Source organism: Macrococcoides goetzii (assembly GCF_002742385.2).
GTDB classification, from domain to species: Bacteria; Bacillota; Bacilli; order Staphylococcales; family Staphylococcaceae; genus Macrococcoides; species Macrococcoides goetzii.
This window is the reverse complement of the sequence record NZ_MJBI02000002.1, coordinates 79,781-97,512: the sequence shown is the minus strand read 5'-3', so window position 1 is coordinate 97,512 and position 17,732 is coordinate 79,781. Positions and strand designations below refer to the sequence as shown.

Genomic DNA, 17,732 nt, shown 5'->3' with positions numbered 1-17,732 from the left:
AATCGCAACCGAGGCATTTTTTACTGTTCATCAATTCGTTTAATATCTATATTTAACCCAAAGTTTTCTTCCAAAAGCTTACGATAATTATCTTTATTCACGGGAGTTGTTGTTTTTTCTCCGTGATCTGTTATTGTCATTTGACGATGCGTCATGGTTTTACGTCCATCAGGATTTGGCATTGTAATTAACAACTGCTTAACAAAAATAGATTCCGGATTGTATTGATTATATTCTATATTGTCTTTAAAATCCTGTAATTCCTGTGCATGAATACTTGCTTCATATTTCGTTTTGTATTCCCCGTCAACAAGCTTTTGTACGAAAATTTGATTGTTCATCTGAATGGCACGGAATGTTCCATTAATATCCGTAACAGTTTCAAAATGTTCGTGAGTACCAATTGGAATAGCTTTCATCGGTAAATCTCCGAAGCCAACATCAGCAATATAGCTTAAATGATCGATTTCTACGATAGTTGTCATATGGGAACCTTCGCGACTTCTTCCTTTTGGTGTAACAATCGTTGCTGATGTATTAAAGGCAACAAAACCTTTTTTCTGCAAATAATGTCTGAAAAATGTATTCATTTCATAACAGTAACCACCACGATGATTTGCGATGATTTTATCGTAAAGTCCATCGAGTGTTAAATTGATTTCCTCTTTATTTTGAACGTTAATATTCTCAAAAGGAACTTTTAACATATAGTGCGCTATTAATTCATTCAGATAATCTATCGTTAAATGTTTAATTTCTTTTTCGTCTTGAAATTTTATATAGTTATCTATCTTTTCTACTTGTTTATTTGATAAAGCTTCTTTATGTGTTGGTAATACAGCCATGTTTTTCTCCTTAATTTCTAATAATATAATATGAGCAAATTATATATGAGAGCAGTGTCCGTTTCAACTTTGTTGATTATATCAGTAAAGTATCGATTGTAATATTAAAAGTATTGATTGCTTGATAAAAAGGTTGTTTTACAATACTATTTCAATACAATAAATAAAAAATATAGGAGATAAACCCATGAAAATTGTTGGCATTAGCGGAAATCCTTATCCAAATTCAACAAATTTGAATGTACTCGAGAAAATTGGTAGTGAGCTTACTAGCTCAGGTCATACATTTGATGTCATTCATGAAGTAAAAGAATTACCATTATTTAACCCTCAAACTGAGTATCAGGAGCACTATGAAATCGTCAATCAAATGAGAAATAAAATTAAAGCAGCTGATTTTTTGATCATTGTCAGTCCTGAATATATGGGTGGCGTTCCTGCTATTCTTAAAAATGCTTTAGAATGGATGTTATCAGAATCTACACTCATGCAAAAACCAGTCGCATTTGTTATTCATTCACCTATTGGGAAGCATGCTGTTGAAGCACTCAATAGACACTTAAGTATTATGGGGGCAGAGCTAAAGGATGAATGGCAATTACTTATTAGTTACAATAAACGTCTTCAGCGTGAAGATGGATGGTTTCAAGATGATGTCATTAATGAGCAAGTAAAGATGTTAATTCAAAATATTAATACTTCGCAATAATATCTATTTACAATATGAATCTATTTAAAATACATTCATAATATATGCTCATCAATCATAAAAATGCATAATCTCCCATCAACAGGGTATTATAATACTATCAATGATATGGAGGGATTAAGTATGAGCAACAAGCAATCTTATGATAAGTTATTTGAATTAATCGAAAAGAACGATATTGCAATGTTAACAACAATCCACCAGGATAAATTAGTATCTAGACCGATGAGTTATCAGGATGTAGATGATCAAGGTAACATCTGGTTCTTAACAACACTTACGGAGAAAACTGAAGAAATAAAAAAAGATAATCGTGTGAATTTAGCATTTACGAAAAAAGGTTATGTTTCCATCGCAGGACATGCTGAAATTATAAATGATGATGCAAAGAAAAAAGAATATTGGAGTAAAGGAATCGAACTATTCTTAAGTACATCACATGATGATCCAAATGTAGTGCTTATTAAAGTTGTACCAGATTCAGCTGAATACTGGGCAACAGATGATAAAGTTAAAACTGTTGTAGAAGGTATTAAATCATTAGTTTCTAACGATACTGGTAGCGATACTTCAATCAATAAATCTATAGAGCTATAATTAAAGAAAGCTGAACATTCTCCTGAATGTTCAGCTTTTTAATAAATATTATAAAGTTTCTAATTGATATTTTATTCTTATTGTGGTCTTTCCAGTTCAAAGATTCGTCCAAGTTCGCTATAGTTTTGTCCAGCTAATCGACTGATAGGCTCTAACTTTTCTGCGTTTATTCTAAAGTTATCAACTAATTCGTCTTCTATATTGAAGTTAACAATCTTGCCGATAATATGATCAACCGCACTATCATCCTTACCTAAAGTTACATGATGTTCCAAAGTACATTCCATTGCAATTTTAGCTTCTTTAATTGTTGGCACATCAACGACTTGACTATCTTCAAGTGTAAGGCTTGTCATATCTAATTCAGACTCATTATAAGCAAGATTTGCAGCCGTCTTATTCATCTCTTCAACAATCGATTTCGATACAATATGAACGACAAACTGTTTATCATTTAGAATATTACGTGCTGTATCTTTTGATACACCGTCTTTTCTCTGAATAGATACTGAAATCATCGGAGGATTACTCGTTACAATATTGAAATAACTGAACGGTGCAGCGTTCACTATACCTTCTTCTGACTTTGATGTAATGAAGGCGATTGGTCTAGGTATAATCGAGCCAATCATCAATTTATAGTTATCTCTTTCTTTCTGTTTTTCTGGATTGATATGCATTGTCTCGCCTCTTTTCAATATATCTATTAAGATAATGTAGTTCTTATAATTAAGATATATTATTTCTATTGAACTTTACTTCTATATTTCTTTCTAATACTTCTTATTTCACTCATTTTTTCATTCACTTTATTTTTTCAAAGTAGATTGGATAGGTATTAATGCTTCTTCAATTTTACTTCTATACGGTTCATATTGCTCAGGTAATTTAAGCGCTTCACCCATCGTTTCGTATGTTTCGTCATGTGCAAATCCTGGAGGATCTGTTGCAATTTCAAATAGTATTTCACCAGGCTCACGGAAGTAGATTGCATTGAAATAATTTCTATCCTTAACATCCGTTACAAAATAGCCATGATCCGTTAGTTGCTGACGCCATTCTAACTGTTCAGCATCATCTTTTGTACGCCATGCGATATGATGTACCGTACCAACACCCATAGAACCGCGTGCTTCAGATACTTTTTTAATATCAATAATGTTACCGATATCTCCTTCAGCTTCATATCTGAAGTAAGTATCATCTTCGTCAATTTTTACAAGTCCAAATTCATCTAATAATACTTTCTCTGTTGCTGCCACTTGAGAAGAATATAATACCGCACCAGCAAACCCTTTAATAGCATATTCCGGTTTAATTTGATCATGTTGAAATGGATTATTTTCCCCTTTTTCACGTTCAACGATTTCAAGTTTTAATCCATGAACATCTTCAAATGTTAAATATTTTTCCCCGAAACGTTCTTCTTCTTTTACTTCAATATCAAATGAAGTTAAACGTTCTTTCCAGAAATCATAAGCTCCTTTAGGTATAGCGTAGCTTGTTACACCTACTTGGCCACTGCCAATTTTTCCTTTTTGAGCACCTGGCCATGGGAAGAAAGTAATGATTGATCCTGGAATACCACCTTCTGTTCCAAAATATAGATGATAAGTACCCGGATCATCAAAGTTAACTGTCTTCTTAACGAGACGTAAACCTAATATGCCTTCATAGAAGTCAACATTTTCCTGTGGATGACCAACAATTGCAGTGATGTGATGTATACCTTTAATATTCATGAAATTCACTCCTTAAAATAAGTATATAATAGTTTTTGATATATTATTTATATTCGATATAAATAATATATCAGATATAAATTTAAATGTAAAGCATTACAATTTACTGTATCTCAATTTATTTTAAAAATATGTGGGTATAAGGATTATATGAAATCTTGTAAACCTAAGGGGGATTAAAAAATGAAAAATGAAAACCAACCATATTGGCGTAATTCAGTAACACTACTAGATTTTCCGGTATTAACTAATGATTTAACGACAGAAGTTGCAATTGTCGGGGCAGGAATGGCAGGTATACTTACCGCTTATCAACTTGCTAAACAAGGTAAGAAAGTCACAGTTATAGAGGCACGTAAAGTATTAGAAGGCACTACAGCACATACAACGGCTAAACTCACGGTGCAACACTTTGCACCATATCAACAGTTGATTAAAGAACACGGTCTTGAGAAGACGAAAAAATATTATCAATCTCAAAAAGATGCATTATCATTGATGCGTGCTTTGAAAGAAGAATATCAAATTGAAGCTGACTTTGAGGATATGTCTAATTTCTTACTTACTGCTGGCGAAATGGAAGAATTTCTGAAGGACGAACTCGAGGCGCATCGTCAAATCGGTATTCCGAGTCAATATCTTGAAGGGGATCAAGGTATGCCATTTAAAACGACGGGTGCTTTGGAAATCACTGATCAGGCACAGTACAATCCTTTGAAATTCTTAAGTAAAATGATTGAAGTATGTCGTAATTTAGGTGTTGAGTTCTATGAACAATCGCCTGTAAAAAATATTGAGGAAAATCATCTGCTTACGGACACAAATGTTAAAGTTTCCTTTGATAAAGCTGTGGTGACAACGCTTTATCCAGCTATCATTCACGGCGAACATTTCAAACAATTGCAAGTTGAACGTGCATATATCATATCGATAAAGAATACTCAGGAATTGCCATTCGGAATGTTCCAGTATGTCGATGAGCCTATGGTATCCATCAGACATTTCCATAAAGAGGATGGCGTAGAAGTTATCTTAGCTGGTGCAAATCATCTGGCCGGAGGAAAAGCACATCCTAAGGAATCATATGAAGCACTTGAGAATATCGCTAAAGATATGTTCCATACTACAGATGTAACTGGTCGCTGGTCAGCTCAAGATGTTAACACAGAAGATTTAGTACCTTATATTGGTCGATATACAGATAATATTTATATTGCTACAGGATTTAATAAATTTGGTATGTTATTCTCTGCCCTAACAAGTTTAGTGTTACCTGATCTCATCGCAGGTAAAGACAATCCATATCAGGATCTACTAGATCCACACCGCAAATTATCACTGAAAGAAAATATTAAAGGTAAACTCACTGAAATAATAAATACAGCAAAGTCAGAAACGATGTCATTAAAAGATATTACAGCATTTTCAAATCCTAATGAACAAACAACGATTACAAGGGAAGATGGACAACTCATTTCAATCTATAAAGAAAATGGTAAAGAATATCGCCTAAAAGCTACATGTAGCTATTCAGGTCATCTTCTATCATACAACGATGCTGAGCAATCATGGGATTGTCCACATGATGGTTCACGCTTTGATCGATATGGTAACGTATTAGACGGCCCGGCAATCGATTCTATCATTATCAGTTCAAAATAGAGTAACCATCACCTATTAACTAACTCCGTTTATAATTATAAAAATAATCCAATGCATTCACTGATGCATTGGATTTATTTTTATGAGTCTTTTTATTATTATTTAGTTAGTCATTATTAATAATCTACTTTTGCTAAACATTATTGCTTACTGATGATTAATTTAAATGCTGTGCCCGAACCTACATTGCTCTCAACTTCAATCCTACAATGAATTTGTTTTGCCAGTGTCTTCGCAATATATAAACCTAATCCCGAACCACCCGTCAATTTATTTCGCGATTGTTCTACGCGATATGTCCTTTCAAATATACGTTCTAAATGATCTGAGGATATACCAATACCTTTATCTTTAACAGCAATTATTACTTGATCGCCGTCATTCAATACTTCTATCCAAATATCATCATTAGAAAATTTTATCGCATTGCTAATAAAATTAGATAGAATTCTCTCAAGTGCGATTTGATTTTGCTGGAATGGTTGAACATTATCAAGGTGGACATGAAATGCTCGATTCTCTTTTTTCATTTTAGGTGTATAATTATCCAACAGCAACATAAGTAGCTGATCAATTTTAATCGTCACGTTTTCTACCTTACTCACATTTAAAGACATTACTTGATTTAATTCATCGAACATTTGCGATAATCGATCTGATTGCATGATAAGTACATCGTACGCCTTATCTTTTTCACCATCTCTATAAATAACACCATCTTTTAAGCCTTCTGAATATGATTTAATACTTGCAAGTGGCGTCTTCAAATCATGCGCAAAGTTCTCAATCATCATTACTTTTTCTCGCTCTTCCATTTGAATCTGTTCCATTTGCTGTCTGATTTCTACAGCCATTAAATCGAAAGAATCATTTAAAGACTTTAACTCTTTCGGAGAATTAATCTGTGGACCGACAATATGATACTCACCTGCAGCAATTTTCTTTGTTTTATTATTTAATATATTGATTTTATTAATCGTTGGGACAGAAAATAAAATTGCAAATAGCATCGTCACGATACTAGATAAAACGGAACAAATCGTTAATAAAATAATCGTCGGACCATCAAACCACATGAATTTGTAGCTGATGAATAATAGGAGTGATGTTAAACTAATCGCTCCGATAGAAGCAATTAATAGTTGTTGTTTAATTGTCAATGACATCACCCCTTTCAAATTTATAACCTAGCCCCCACACAGTTTGAATACAATATGCTTTATAACCATGTTGGTCTAATTTCTCTCGAATTCTATGAATATGTACATTTAAAGTATTCATATCTTCATAATATTCATAACCCCAGACATGATTTAACAACTCACTTTTAGCGATTGCAGCATCTACATTTAAAGCAAGATAATGCAGTAATTCATACTCTTTTTGACGCAACAATAAGTCTTCACCATCGACATAAGCTGCTTTATGTTTATCGTTTAACACTAAGTTGCCGAAAGTCAAAATAGATGCTACATCAGACACTTTTGTATTACGATTAATTATCTTTTTCGTACGTAAAACAAGTTCTCGCGGACTGAACGGCTTCTTAATATAATCTTCAGCCCCTAAAGTCAAACCATATATCGTATCATTTTCGTTAACTTTAGCAGTTAAATAAAGATAAGGCATATTAAATCCGCGCATCTTAGCTTGATGTACAAACTCATAACCATCCATACCTGGCATCATAATGTCTAAAATCATTACATCGATTGAATGATCCAGCAATATTAGGGCTTCCGCTCCATCGATTGCCGTTACAACTTCATATCCTTCAAATTCAAAATAAGTTTTACATATATCTCTGATTTCTTTTTCATCATCTACAACAAGGATTTTCACCATATGCTTCCCCTCCTTTCATTTAAATTTCAACTTATTTAAATCTCAGTTTTCCAATATATTACTATTTTAGCCAACATCTTTTAATAATTAAAACAAAAAATTAATAAACATGTTTAGTATAAAAAGTATATTGTTATATAATAATTATACTAATATGAGGGGTTATCCAAATGAAAAAGATCGGTAAAATTTTAGTTGCAAGTTCGATTTTATTGGGATCTAGTGGTTTATTTGCGAATGAATCTGAAGCATCTTCATTAACGCAATCTTCATACCAAAGATTAGCTTTTTTTTATGAATATAACCAACCACAAACTACTCAATCATCTGGACTTACCCAAGCAGAATATCAACGTTTAGCTTCAATGCAATAAAAAAATAATGAGAATGGGAATTGTCCCATTCTCTTTTTTGTTGAAATGTCATATATCTTATTTGTTAATGTTCTTTAGGCATTTTTTCTTTTGAAACCTAATATACTTAATGCTGCACCTAAAATAAGCATGCCAGCTGTTAAAATAATATTTGTATGATTTTCTTCACCAGTATCCGGAAGCATCTTCATTTCACTTTTCATCATGCCGTCTTTCTTCATGTCATCTTTCATCATGCCATTTTGCATCATGCCGTCTTTCTTCATGTCATCCTGCATCATGTCGTCTTTCTTCATGTCGTCCTGCATCATGCCGTCTTTCTTCATGTCATCCTGCATCATACCGTCTTTCTTCATGTCATCCTGCATCATGTCGTCTTTCTTCATGCCGTCTTTCTTCATGTCATCCTGCATCATGCCGTCTTTTTTCATGTCATCCTGCATCATGTCGTCTTTCTTCATGTCATCCTGCATCATATCTTTGTCCAAAGACTTAGACATTTCATTCATTGCTGGTTGTTGCTCACTAGTAGATGTCGCAGCTTGTGCTACACCTTGTCCACTCACTAATACACCTAATAATGCTACACTTGCTATAACATGATTTACTTTTTTACTCATAATAACCTCTCCTTTAATGTATTTTCTTTACATCTCTCATCTTAAAAGGTATTGGTTAAAAGTACCATTAAGTAAAAATTAATAAATTCTTAAATAATTCTTAACTGTGTAATTATCATTGTTTCACATGAAAAAAGATTCACCATTATGGGAGTCTTATACAATCTGATCATGTTTTTATGGATTTACTTTTTCAATATATTCATCAAATGCATTCAAGAAACGTTCCATATAACTAATTGAACGCTGATCTTCTATCTTTCCTTCAGGTGTAATTAGTTCATGAACTTTGCCAATGATTAATTTTGGTCCTGGCATAATATGCGCGTTCATTGCTGTTAATGTCTGTCTTAATTGTGCCTGTGATAAGGCTGAACCTGTTGCGCCAGGTGAACATCCTGCCACTGCAAATGGACGATTAACAAGTGGTGATCTGTCACCTTTATTTTTCACACGCGAAGCCCAGTCTATTGCATTTTTAAGTGGACCAGGTACACCGGTATTATATTCTGGTGTAACAATAATTATGCCATCCGCTTCACTTAGTGCATCTCTAAATGTTGTAACAGCTTGCGGCTCATTATCCCCTTCAAGATCAAAGTTATAAACCGGCACATCTTTAAAAGAAACTTCTTTTATATTCCAGTCTTCTGGCACATGTTGCATCATTGTCTCCATATAAATGCGATTATAAGATCCTTTTCTTAAACTGCCACAAACAAATATAATATTTTTCATCAAAATCTCCCCTTAATTTATCTTACTTTCTCTCTTAGATATAAAAAGTATACCATATATACTTTTAAATTTAAATGTATACTTTTAAGGGTACATCATTATTTATTATATTATGTTTGATATTATAGACTAATCATCCTATGAAACCTGTAAATCACCTAACGTTAATGCCATAATCGACTTAATAGAATGTAATCTATTCTCTGCTTGTTCAAAGACAATTGCATTATTACGTCCATCACCAATATAAGTTAAAGTTTTTCCTTCAATCTTTCCGAAGTTTTCCTTCATTGTCATAAAGTCCGCGATCATTTGTGTTGGATGCCATTGATTAGTTAGTCCATTCCATACAGGTACACTTGCATATTCAGCTAACAATTCTACATCATCGTGTTGATGTCCTCTAAATTCTATTCCATCATACATGCGTCCCAGAACTTTCACAGTATCCTGTATTGTCTCTTTCTTGTCTAAATGTAATTCGTTCTTTCCATAGTAGTCAATGTGTGCACCTAAATCACTTGCTGCAACACTAAAAGCAGCTCTCGTTCTCGTAGAAGGTTTTTCAAAGATAAGCGCGATATTTTTATCTTGAAGTAATTTGTGAGGGATATTATTTTTCTTTTCTTCTTTTAAAGTGATTTCAAAGTCAATAAATTGATGTATTTCGTCCTTTGAAAAATCAATTGTTTTTTTGGTAAGAAAGAATTATCACAGGTTACACCTTTTGATATTATTTATAGCGTTGTATTTGGCGGTATTCTTGAAGAGAGCTTATATGACAGAAAGATTACAATACTTCAAATATTATTTGCGATTTGTTGTTGGGGCGCAATTATTTATATTGTCGATTTACTTACGTCTAAATCACAACATATCCGTACATTTTTTAAAGGAACTCCTGCTTATTTAATCACTGATGGCGTTATCAATGTGAAAGAGATGAAAAGAAATAAAATAGAAATGTAACAGTTAAGATCTTTGTTAAGAATACAAAACATATTCACTTTAAAAGAAGTTAAATATATGATTCTCGAGCCTGGCGGGCAAGTAAGCGTTCAGAAATACAATCAATATGAAACACCAAACAATTCTGATTTATCAATTTCACCAAAAGAATCATCTATCGATTATTTATTGATCAATAATGGTGTCATTCTAAAAAAAGAATTAGATAAGCTCAATAAAAACGAAGCATGGTTACTCCAATTGTTAGAAGAAAAGGGGCATAAAGATGTTAAAAATATTATTTATGCTGAATGGAGTGCAATAGACGGTCTCTATATTAAATCAATGATATAGTATGTTATTCAGTGTATATCATATAAAACAAAAAGAAGGGGAGACATAAGTCTTAGCCCTCTTCTGTTTAACAGCTTAAACGGCGGCACAGCAGTTGCCAGCCTCTTTCTACTATCTTCACATATTTTATTCAACTTTAAATAATGTTTCAATTACTAAAGCACAGGCGCCTCTTGCAGCACCATCTTTATTATTTGTAGTATCTATTTTTAATTGAGACATATTTAACATGATGCTCTTAGACATTACTTCTTTCATATTATTCTCAAAAAAGTGATATGCATTTGAAACGCCGCCAGTTAATATCACACGTTCGGGATTTATAATATGAAATATATTAACAATAGCTTGTCCTATATAAAATCCAATTTGTTGAAGTATAGCGATTGCAGTTTCATTATCTCCCAATGCAAGGTTGTATACATCAAGGGCAGTATGTTCATTATTTATGATACCATGATTGATGCCCGAACTCTTTATTGCCTCTCCCGAGATTAATGTTTCTAAACAACCTGAATTACCACATCGACACAACTGACCATGAGGTTCTAATATCATATGGCCAACTTCACCAGCGAACCCATTGATACCTTGTAATATCTTACCATCAAGCATGATAGCTCCACCTACACCATGTCCTAAGTTAATGAGTACGATGTTTTTATCTTCCATTTTATTAAACCAAACTTCGTTTAATAACATACATCTCACATCATTATCTACTATCACTCCAACATCAAAGTGCTGCTCAAGAAATGACTTTATCGGAATATCTGTTAACTTTAAATTTGGTGCGTAAACGGCATTCCCTTTTGTTCTATCGACCACTCCATGCATTGCCACACCGATACCATACACCGTTTTTTCACTTTTTTGCATCAAGTGTTTAGTAACATGTAACAACATCTCTAAGAACTGGTCATTATTTTCTACTGTATATTTCACTTCATAATGATGAAGTACATCACCATTCATATTACTCAATATCCCTTTAATCGCTTTAAATGATACATCAATTCCAACAATATTATATCGTTCCCAATTGATGCTCAATATTTTAGGTTTTCTTCCACCTGATGAATCACCCAATTCATCCTCTTCATACACTAGACCTTCTTCTATTAAATTTTTTACAATCGTACTGACTGTCGGAGGTGTTAGTTTTGTTTGTTTAGCAATACTTGCCCGAGAATGATTATTTTTATTACGTATACTATTTAATACGAGTATCCGATTTTTTTCTTTCATATTTTTAAATCCAGTTTTATCCAATTCATTCCCTCCTTTTAATGGTATAACGAGACTTGCTATAAAATGGCTCATCTTTCTTTAATACAATATTACTCAATTGATTATTAATCGCATCAGGAATTTGCTGAAATTCTATTGCAACTGCACAATGTGGTTGATAATGAAAAGATTCAGTTTGATAATCCAATCCATTTGCAGTATAGATAATCACACAATCCCTATCTGTATCCGCTTCGATTGCTAGATTTTGTGACGGAACGCTTAACTCTAGTTTTTTCCCACCATCCAATAGAAAGGGATGGTCATAGCCACCTACTATTTTACTACCATTACCTTCACACATAAATCCTTTTATTAAATCCTTCTTTTTATTAAAATTGAAAGTTTCTTTTTTTAAAATATTGCCCGTCGGCAGTCCATTGCTATCAATTTCACAATACTTTGAACCAGAAATTTTCAGTTCATGATTATAAATCTTCTGTTCAAAATTTTGATTTAAATTAAAATACACGTGATTTGTTGGATTAAATATCGTATCTTCTGATGACTTAGCAAAATATTCGATGGTCCAGGTATTGTTGATATCTACAGTATGGCGAATAGTTACATCAATATTACCCGGATAATAATCATCTTCTTCATACAATGTCGCAGTGAAATTAAGTGCAACACTATTTTCATTATTTATAATGTCTGTTTTGTATATCATTTTATCCATCCCTTTTTCTCCTCCATGTAAATGGTGAGGTGGGTTATTAATATCTAGATGATATTGTTTGTCGTTCAAATTAAACGTTCCATTCTTGATTCTTCCTGCAACTCGTCCTGTAGTGGCACCGGCATACGTTGCACTTTCTAAATAGCTCTGAATTGAATTAAAGGACAACACAATATTTGATTGAGGAGATAACTTCTGATAGATTTTATGAATTCGTGCTCCAAAATCGAGAAACTCGAACACGAGATCATTTGTCGTTATGATATATCGATGTACTTCTTTACCTTGATAAGCATCAAAATATAATTTATTACATTTCATATGAATCCTCCTGCTATGCAAATAATATAAAAAATGATATACTTAATTAAATTAATTAACTAAGTTTTATACTTTAAATATACATGATTTTTAAATGCATTGAAAGGATGGATTTTATATGACTACATTAGAGAAACGCTTTGAAGACATTTTTCATCAACCTAGTGAAGCTACCTATTTTTCTCCAGGAAGAATTAATCTCATCGGAGAACACCTTGATTATAATGGCGGCTATGTGCTACCAGCTGCAATCTCACTTGGCACTTATGGATTAGTCCGTAAAAACAATACGGCAGACTTCAATCTATATTCTTTAAATTTCGAAAGCGAAGGTGTCTACACCTTTAATGATTCAACATTATTCTATAACAAAAACAATGGATGGTCGAACTATGTGAAGGGCGTAATGCATATTATAAAAGAAGCTTATCATATTCCATTCTCACAAGGATTAGATATATTAGTTTCTGGTAATATCCCTAATGGCGCAGGTTTATCTTCATCGGCTTCACTGGAGCTTCTCATCGGAAAAATATTAAATGATTATTATAATCTAAATTTAAACATGCTGGATTTAATAAAAATTGGACAGCAAGTTGAGAATCAATTTATAGGTTTAAATAGCGGTATTATGGATCAATTTGCAATTGGTATGGGGAAATCAAATCACGCAATATTATTAAACACAGATGATTTAAAATATCATCATACCCCATTAGACTTAAAAAAATATCAACTTGTTATTATCAATAGTAATAAACGTAGAGAACTTTCAGATTCAAAATATAATGAACGTCGCAAAGAATGCGAAACTGCTCTAAAACAGCTACAGGAACATATCGATATCGAACAATTAACAGATTTATCGCCAGAAACTTTCGATAAGATTGCACACCATATTACTGATACAACACTCTTACGACGTGCAAGACATGTTGTTTATGAAAATAGTCGTACAAAGTCAGCTTATGATGCGCTAATACACGACGATATTGAAACCTTCGGAAAGTTAATGAATGATTCTCATCTATCTTTAAGAGATGACTATGAGGTGACTGGTCAAGAGCTAGATACAATATACAATGAGGCTAATAAACTCCCATATGTATGCGGGGTAAGAATGACTGGTGCTGGATTCGGAGGTTGTGCAATTGCTCTAGTAGATAAACAAGAAGTCGAAACATTTAAGTCTGTACTTGCCACACATTATAAAAATATCATCGGCTATGAGCCATCATTCTATCCTGTCGAGATTGGTGACGGTCCAAAACAATTAATAGGAGGAGAGTTGCAATGAGAATTTTAGTATTAGGTGGTGCTGGGTATATTGGTTCACATGCTGTACATCAATTAATCACGCAAGGATATGATGTGACAGTTGTCGATAATTTAGTGACCGGACATAAACAGGCAATTCATGCTCAAGCACATTTTTATGAAGGAGATATAAGAGATAAAGCATTTTTATCACACGTCTTCGAAAAGGAACACATTGATGCCGTTATGCATTTTGCAGCATTTTCACTTGTAGGTGAATCTGTAACAGACCCCATGAAATATTTTAATAACAATGTATATGGTGCGCAAATCTTATTAGAAACGATGAATCAATTTCAAGTAAACTATCTTATCTTTAGTTCAACTGCTGCTACTTATGGTGAACCTAAACGCATCCCTATCTCTGAAGACGATGATACTTTACCAACAAATCCATATGGTGAATCTAAGTTAATCATGGAAAAGATGATTCGCTGGAATGCAAATGCAACGGATTTAAAATATGTCGCATTAAGATATTTTAATGTTGCTGGTGCTCATAGAGAAGGTCTCATCGGAGAAGATCATTCACCTGAAACACATCTTATTCCAATTGTATTACAAACAGCATTAGGACAACGTGATTACATCACTATTTTTGGTGATGATTATCCTACTAAAGATGGCACATGTATTAGAGATTATGTCCATGTTGAAGATTTAGTAGATGCTCATATTAAAGCACTCCAATATTTATTAGATGGTGGAGACAACGAGGTATTTAATCTTGGCAGTAACAATGGATTTTCAGTTAATGAAATTATTGATACCGCAGAAAAAGTAACACAAAGATCGATTAAACGAGTTATAGGACCACGAAGAGAAGGAGATCCTAGTACATTGATTGCCGCTTCAGAGAAAGCAAAAGAAGTCTTAGGTTGGCTACCACAACGTACAAATATCGAAACTATCATACAAGATGCATGGAAATGGCATTCTAATAATCCGAAAGGATGGGAAGAATAATGTCACTTGAAATAAAGATTAATACTTTAATTCATGAAGTTATGACAAAGTTATCATTAAATGAAAGAGATTTTATTTACTATAAAAATAAAGTCTCATATCTATGTGGATTAGAACCAGCTGATAACAATACAACTGAGTTATCTAAAAGTATACCTGAACTATTGGATGATATTATTACTTTACTCGTTGCAGAACAAAAAATTGAAGATATTTTTGATTTTAAAGAAATATTATCTGCACAAATTATGGATACATTTATCTCCGTTCCTTCTGTCATCGAGACGCAATTCTATCAACAATATAACCGAAGTCCTATAGCCGCAACAGATTACTTCTTTAATTTAAGTACAGTCAGTAACTATATACAAAGTGAACGTATTAAAAATAATATTCACTATAAGACACCGACAGCATATGGTGACTTAGATATTACCATTAACTTATCAAAACCCGAAAAAGATCCAGAAGAAATCAAAAAGTTAAAAAAACTAGAGGCTGCACAACACTCAAAACATTACCCAAAATGTATGTTATGCGTTGAAAACGAAGGATATGCCGGACGTATCAACTATCCGGCTAGAAGTAATCATCGCATTGTTGAACTAAATCTTAATCAAGAACCATGGTATTTTCAATATTCACCGTACGCATATTATAACGAACATGCCATCATTTTAAATAAAGAACACTCGCCAATGATTATAAATAAGAACACTTTTATACGATTAATTGAATTTGTTGAACAATTCCCTCATTATTTTATAGGCTCAAATGCCGATTTACCGATTGTGGGAGGATCCATGCTGACACATGACCATTATCAGGCAGGACGCTATAAATTTGCGATGGATGATGCACCATCTATTTATGACTTCCATCTACCACAATTTGCAGATGTATCATTTGATATTCTTAAATGGCCGCTATCTGTCATCAGACTAACGAGTAATAATAAAGAGGAAATCATTGCAGCTGCAACGCATATCCTTACACAGTGGCAACAGTATACAGATGAGAGTATTGGGTTGATTGCCGAAACTGATCAACCTCATAATACAATTACACCTATTGCCAGATTTAAGGATGGAAATTATGAACTCGATCTTGTATTAAGAAACAATCGTACAACAGAACAATATCCATTAGGTATCTTCCATCCACATCAGAAACATCACCATATTAAAAAAGAAAATATCGGGCTGATAGAAGTAATGGGTTTAGCAGTATTACCTGCACGTTTAAAACAAGATATTCAGGATATTAAAGCACACTTGAAGAACAATGCATTACCTTATAATCCTATTCATCAAGAGTGGGTATCAACTTTCGATATAAGTGATGAAGACATCGATCAATATGTTGACAGAGCATTAGGCCATAAATTTGCTGAGATACTTCAGGATGCAGGTGTCTTTAAACATTTAGATGAATTTAAAAGATTCCTGTTACAACTTTAATACACAAAAAAGTGATGGCACAGCCATCACTTTTTTATGCTAAATTACTAATAAAGCTGGATAAAACAATCGGCTCGCCACCTCTTTTTCTAGAAGCTTCTGCAGCAAATGCCATCATGTGACTTTTCATCGATTTTTCAGCAGAGGACTTCGACTCTGTATTGGAATCAATAGTATGTAAAAAGTCACGAATAATGCCACTATCGCCTCCGCTATGTCCATATGCCTCGGGTAATAAAATAACTTCTTCCTGTTCATTCAAATACGTATAAGTACTTATTTTATTCTCATCCATATTACCTCTAATTTCACCTTTTGTACCCATAATTTGAACGATTCTAGTTTGTTCTCTCGTAAATCCACACATACTGAATGTCACAGTCGCTCCATTCTCACATTGCATATTAACGACTTGATGATCAACAACATTATTATCACTTTGGAAAACACATTTACCATAATCGGTAGTATTCAGCTTTTCAATTATCGCTTCATCAGTATCTACGTCAGTAAACTTTCTCGCCCAGCCACGCCCTTTTCCTAAATAATAATTCCCCGCATGGAATATACAGGTTTGTTCGTATGGACAGCCTTCTAAACATCTTATTGGAGCACCTTCAGGTTTATAATTTTCTTTAAAGTACATCAGATTACCGAAAGAAGAAATACGTTCTACTTCTGACTGCAGGATATAATTAATGATATCCATATCATGACACGATTTAGCTAATATCATAGGACTGGAAGTTTTGTCGTTATTCCAGTTTCCTCTCACAAAGCTATGTGACATATGCATAATTTCAACATTTTCATTCAGTTGAATCGAGATGATATCACCAATTTTATCCTGATCAATTAGTTGTTTAATATTTGTCCAGAAAGGGGTATATCTGAGTACATGACAAACTGACAAGACTTTATTGTTTGTCTTTGCTTGTTCTACCATTTCAAGGCATTCTGCAGCATTTGGACTCATCGGTTTTTCAAGCAGTACATGATAGCGTTGTAATGCTTGAATTACAGGCTGAAAATGTTCTTTATCTTGTGTACAAATTAGTGCGATATCTGCATCAATATTATCTTCCAGTAATGTCACCCAATTTTCATAGTGAAGCACATCTGGACATAGTACTTTAATTTTATCTGCTCTCAATTCATTCGGCTCTGCAACTGCAACAATCTTTACTTTATGAGGATACTTTAACAACTCTTTCGCATAAATATAACCTCTGTCACCCGCACCAATCAATATTGCCTTTAACATT

17 protein-coding genes and 2 pseudogenes are annotated in these 17,732 nt (G+C 33.3%); 8 read left to right on the top strand and 11 right to left on the bottom strand.

From position 1 onward, the window contains the following. Positions 1 to 20: 20 nt before the first annotated feature. Positions 21 to 845, bottom strand: a complete 825-nt coding sequence (locus BFS35_RS05945) for an arylamine N-acetyltransferase family protein (RefSeq protein ID WP_099579384.1) — start codon at positions 843 to 845, stop codon at positions 21 to 23. Between the two features lie 187 nt (positions 846 to 1,032). Between BFS35_RS05945 and BFS35_RS05940 the strand changes: the two genes are divergently transcribed. Continuing rightward, a complete protein-coding gene (locus tag BFS35_RS05940) occupies positions 1,033 to 1,554 on the top strand; it encodes an NADPH-dependent FMN reductase (RefSeq protein WP_099579386.1) in 522 nt (173 codons plus the stop codon). A 123-nt stretch (positions 1,555 to 1,677) separates the two neighbouring features. Then, on the top strand, positions 1,678 to 2,151 hold the full coding sequence (locus BFS35_RS05935; protein ID WP_158554265.1) for a pyridoxamine 5'-phosphate oxidase family protein: 474 nt from the start codon (positions 1,678 to 1,680) through the stop codon (positions 2,149 to 2,151). A 77-nt stretch (positions 2,152 to 2,228) separates the two neighbouring features. On the opposite strand, the gene BFS35_RS05930 is transcribed toward BFS35_RS05935, so the two are convergent. Next, the gene (locus BFS35_RS05930; protein ID WP_099579390.1) at positions 2,229 to 2,831 is read right to left on the bottom strand and encodes a flavin reductase family protein; all 603 of its coding nucleotides are present in this window, start codon (positions 2,829 to 2,831) and stop codon (positions 2,229 to 2,231) included. A gap of 129 nt (positions 2,832 to 2,960) precedes the next feature. Continuing rightward, positions 2,961 to 3,893, bottom strand: a complete 933-nt coding sequence (locus BFS35_RS05925) for a ring-cleaving dioxygenase (RefSeq protein ID WP_099579392.1) — start codon at positions 3,891 to 3,893, stop codon at positions 2,961 to 2,963. 183 nt (positions 3,894 to 4,076) lie between these two features. Here BFS35_RS05925 and BFS35_RS05920 point away from each other — a divergent pair, with 183 nt between their 5' ends. Further along, positions 4,077 to 5,555 (top strand): FAD-dependent oxidoreductase, encoded by a 1,479-nt coding sequence (locus tag BFS35_RS05920; protein ID WP_099579394.1) that lies wholly within the window; start codon positions 4,077 to 4,079, stop codon positions 5,553 to 5,555. A 140-nt stretch (positions 5,556 to 5,695) separates the two neighbouring features. Here the strand turns inward: BFS35_RS05920 and BFS35_RS05915 are convergent, their stop codons facing one another. Then, the gene (locus tag BFS35_RS05915) at positions 5,696 to 6,715 is read right to left on the bottom strand and encodes a sensor histidine kinase (RefSeq protein ID WP_099579397.1); all 1,020 of its coding nucleotides are present in this window, start codon (positions 6,713 to 6,715) and stop codon (positions 5,696 to 5,698) included. Further along, complete coding sequence (locus BFS35_RS05910; RefSeq protein ID WP_099579399.1) at positions 6,705 to 7,400, bottom strand: response regulator transcription factor; 696 nt, start codon at positions 7,398 to 7,400, stop codon at positions 6,705 to 6,707. Before BFS35_RS05910 ends, BFS35_RS05915 begins: the two co-directional genes overlap by 11 nt. 170 nt (positions 7,401 to 7,570) lie before the next feature. Between BFS35_RS05910 and BFS35_RS05905 the strand changes: the two genes are divergently transcribed. Further along, positions 7,571 to 7,774, top strand: coding sequence for a hypothetical protein (locus BFS35_RS05905; protein WP_099579401.1), 204 nt, complete (start codon positions 7,571 to 7,573; stop codon positions 7,772 to 7,774). Positions 7,775 to 7,848: 74 nt separating this feature from the next. On the opposite strand, the gene BFS35_RS05900 is transcribed toward BFS35_RS05905, so the two are convergent. From BFS35_RS05900 to BFS35_RS05890, 3 genes and pseudogenes are all read right to left on the bottom strand, one after another. Further along, positions 7,849 to 8,394 carry an LPXTG cell wall anchor domain-containing protein gene (locus BFS35_RS05900; protein ID WP_099579403.1) on the bottom strand — a complete coding sequence of 182 codons (546 nt, stop codon included), beginning with the start codon at positions 8,392 to 8,394 and terminating at the stop codon, positions 7,849 to 7,851. Between the two features lie 177 nt (positions 8,395 to 8,571). After that, complete coding sequence (locus tag BFS35_RS05895; protein WP_099579405.1) at positions 8,572 to 9,132, bottom strand: NADPH-dependent FMN reductase; 561 nt, start codon at positions 9,130 to 9,132, stop codon at positions 8,572 to 8,574. A 225-nt stretch (positions 9,133 to 9,357) separates the two neighbouring features. Next, positions 9,358 to 9,819 (bottom strand): annotated as a pseudogene (locus BFS35_RS05890) (ornithine carbamoyltransferase); the annotation flags it as partial. Between BFS35_RS05890 and BFS35_RS14220 the strand changes: the two are divergent. Beyond that, a pseudogene (locus BFS35_RS14220) lies at positions 9,814 to 10,434 on the top strand (DUF421 domain-containing protein). The pseudogenes BFS35_RS05890 and BFS35_RS14220 sit on opposite strands and share 6 nt — an antisense overlap. Before the next feature lie 126 nt (positions 10,435 to 10,560). Here BFS35_RS14220 and BFS35_RS05880 read toward each other — a convergent pair. Both BFS35_RS05880 and BFS35_RS05875 read right to left on the bottom strand, forming a co-directional pair. Continuing rightward, the gene (locus BFS35_RS05880; RefSeq protein ID WP_158554264.1) at positions 10,561 to 11,706 is read right to left on the bottom strand and encodes an ROK family transcriptional regulator; all 1,146 of its coding nucleotides are present in this window, start codon (positions 11,704 to 11,706) and stop codon (positions 10,561 to 10,563) included. A 1-nt stretch (position 11,707) separates the two neighbouring features. Continuing rightward, a complete protein-coding gene (locus BFS35_RS05875) occupies positions 11,708 to 12,724 on the bottom strand; it encodes an aldose epimerase family protein (protein ID WP_099579414.1) in 1,017 nt (338 codons plus the stop codon). A gap of 118 nt (positions 12,725 to 12,842) precedes the next feature. On the opposite strand from BFS35_RS05875, the gene BFS35_RS05870 reads away from it, so the two are divergent. From BFS35_RS05870 to BFS35_RS05860, 3 genes are read left to right on the top strand one after another with little or no spacing between them, the layout of a single operon-like run. Beyond that, positions 12,843 to 14,021: a galactokinase gene (locus tag BFS35_RS05870; RefSeq protein ID WP_099579416.1), complete on the top strand. Its 1,179-nt coding sequence runs from the start codon at positions 12,843 to 12,845 to the stop codon at positions 14,019 to 14,021. Then, positions 14,018 to 15,007: a UDP-glucose 4-epimerase GalE gene (galE, locus tag BFS35_RS05865; RefSeq protein WP_099579418.1), complete on the top strand. Its 990-nt coding sequence runs from the start codon at positions 14,018 to 14,020 to the stop codon at positions 15,005 to 15,007. The genes BFS35_RS05870 and galE overlap by 4 nt, the downstream gene beginning before the upstream one ends. Continuing rightward, the gene (locus BFS35_RS05860) at positions 15,007 to 16,467 is read left to right on the top strand and encodes a UDP-glucose--hexose-1-phosphate uridylyltransferase (RefSeq protein WP_240628393.1); all 1,461 of its coding nucleotides are present in this window, start codon (positions 15,007 to 15,009) and stop codon (positions 16,465 to 16,467) included. The genes galE and BFS35_RS05860 overlap by 1 nt, the downstream gene beginning before the upstream one ends. 34 nt (positions 16,468 to 16,501) lie before the next feature. Here the strand turns inward: BFS35_RS05860 and BFS35_RS05855 are convergent, their stop codons facing one another. After that, positions 16,502 to 17,731, bottom strand: a complete 1,230-nt coding sequence (locus BFS35_RS05855; protein WP_099579422.1) for a Gfo/Idh/MocA family protein — start codon at positions 17,729 to 17,731, stop codon at positions 16,502 to 16,504. Position 17,732 lies beyond the last annotated feature (1 nt).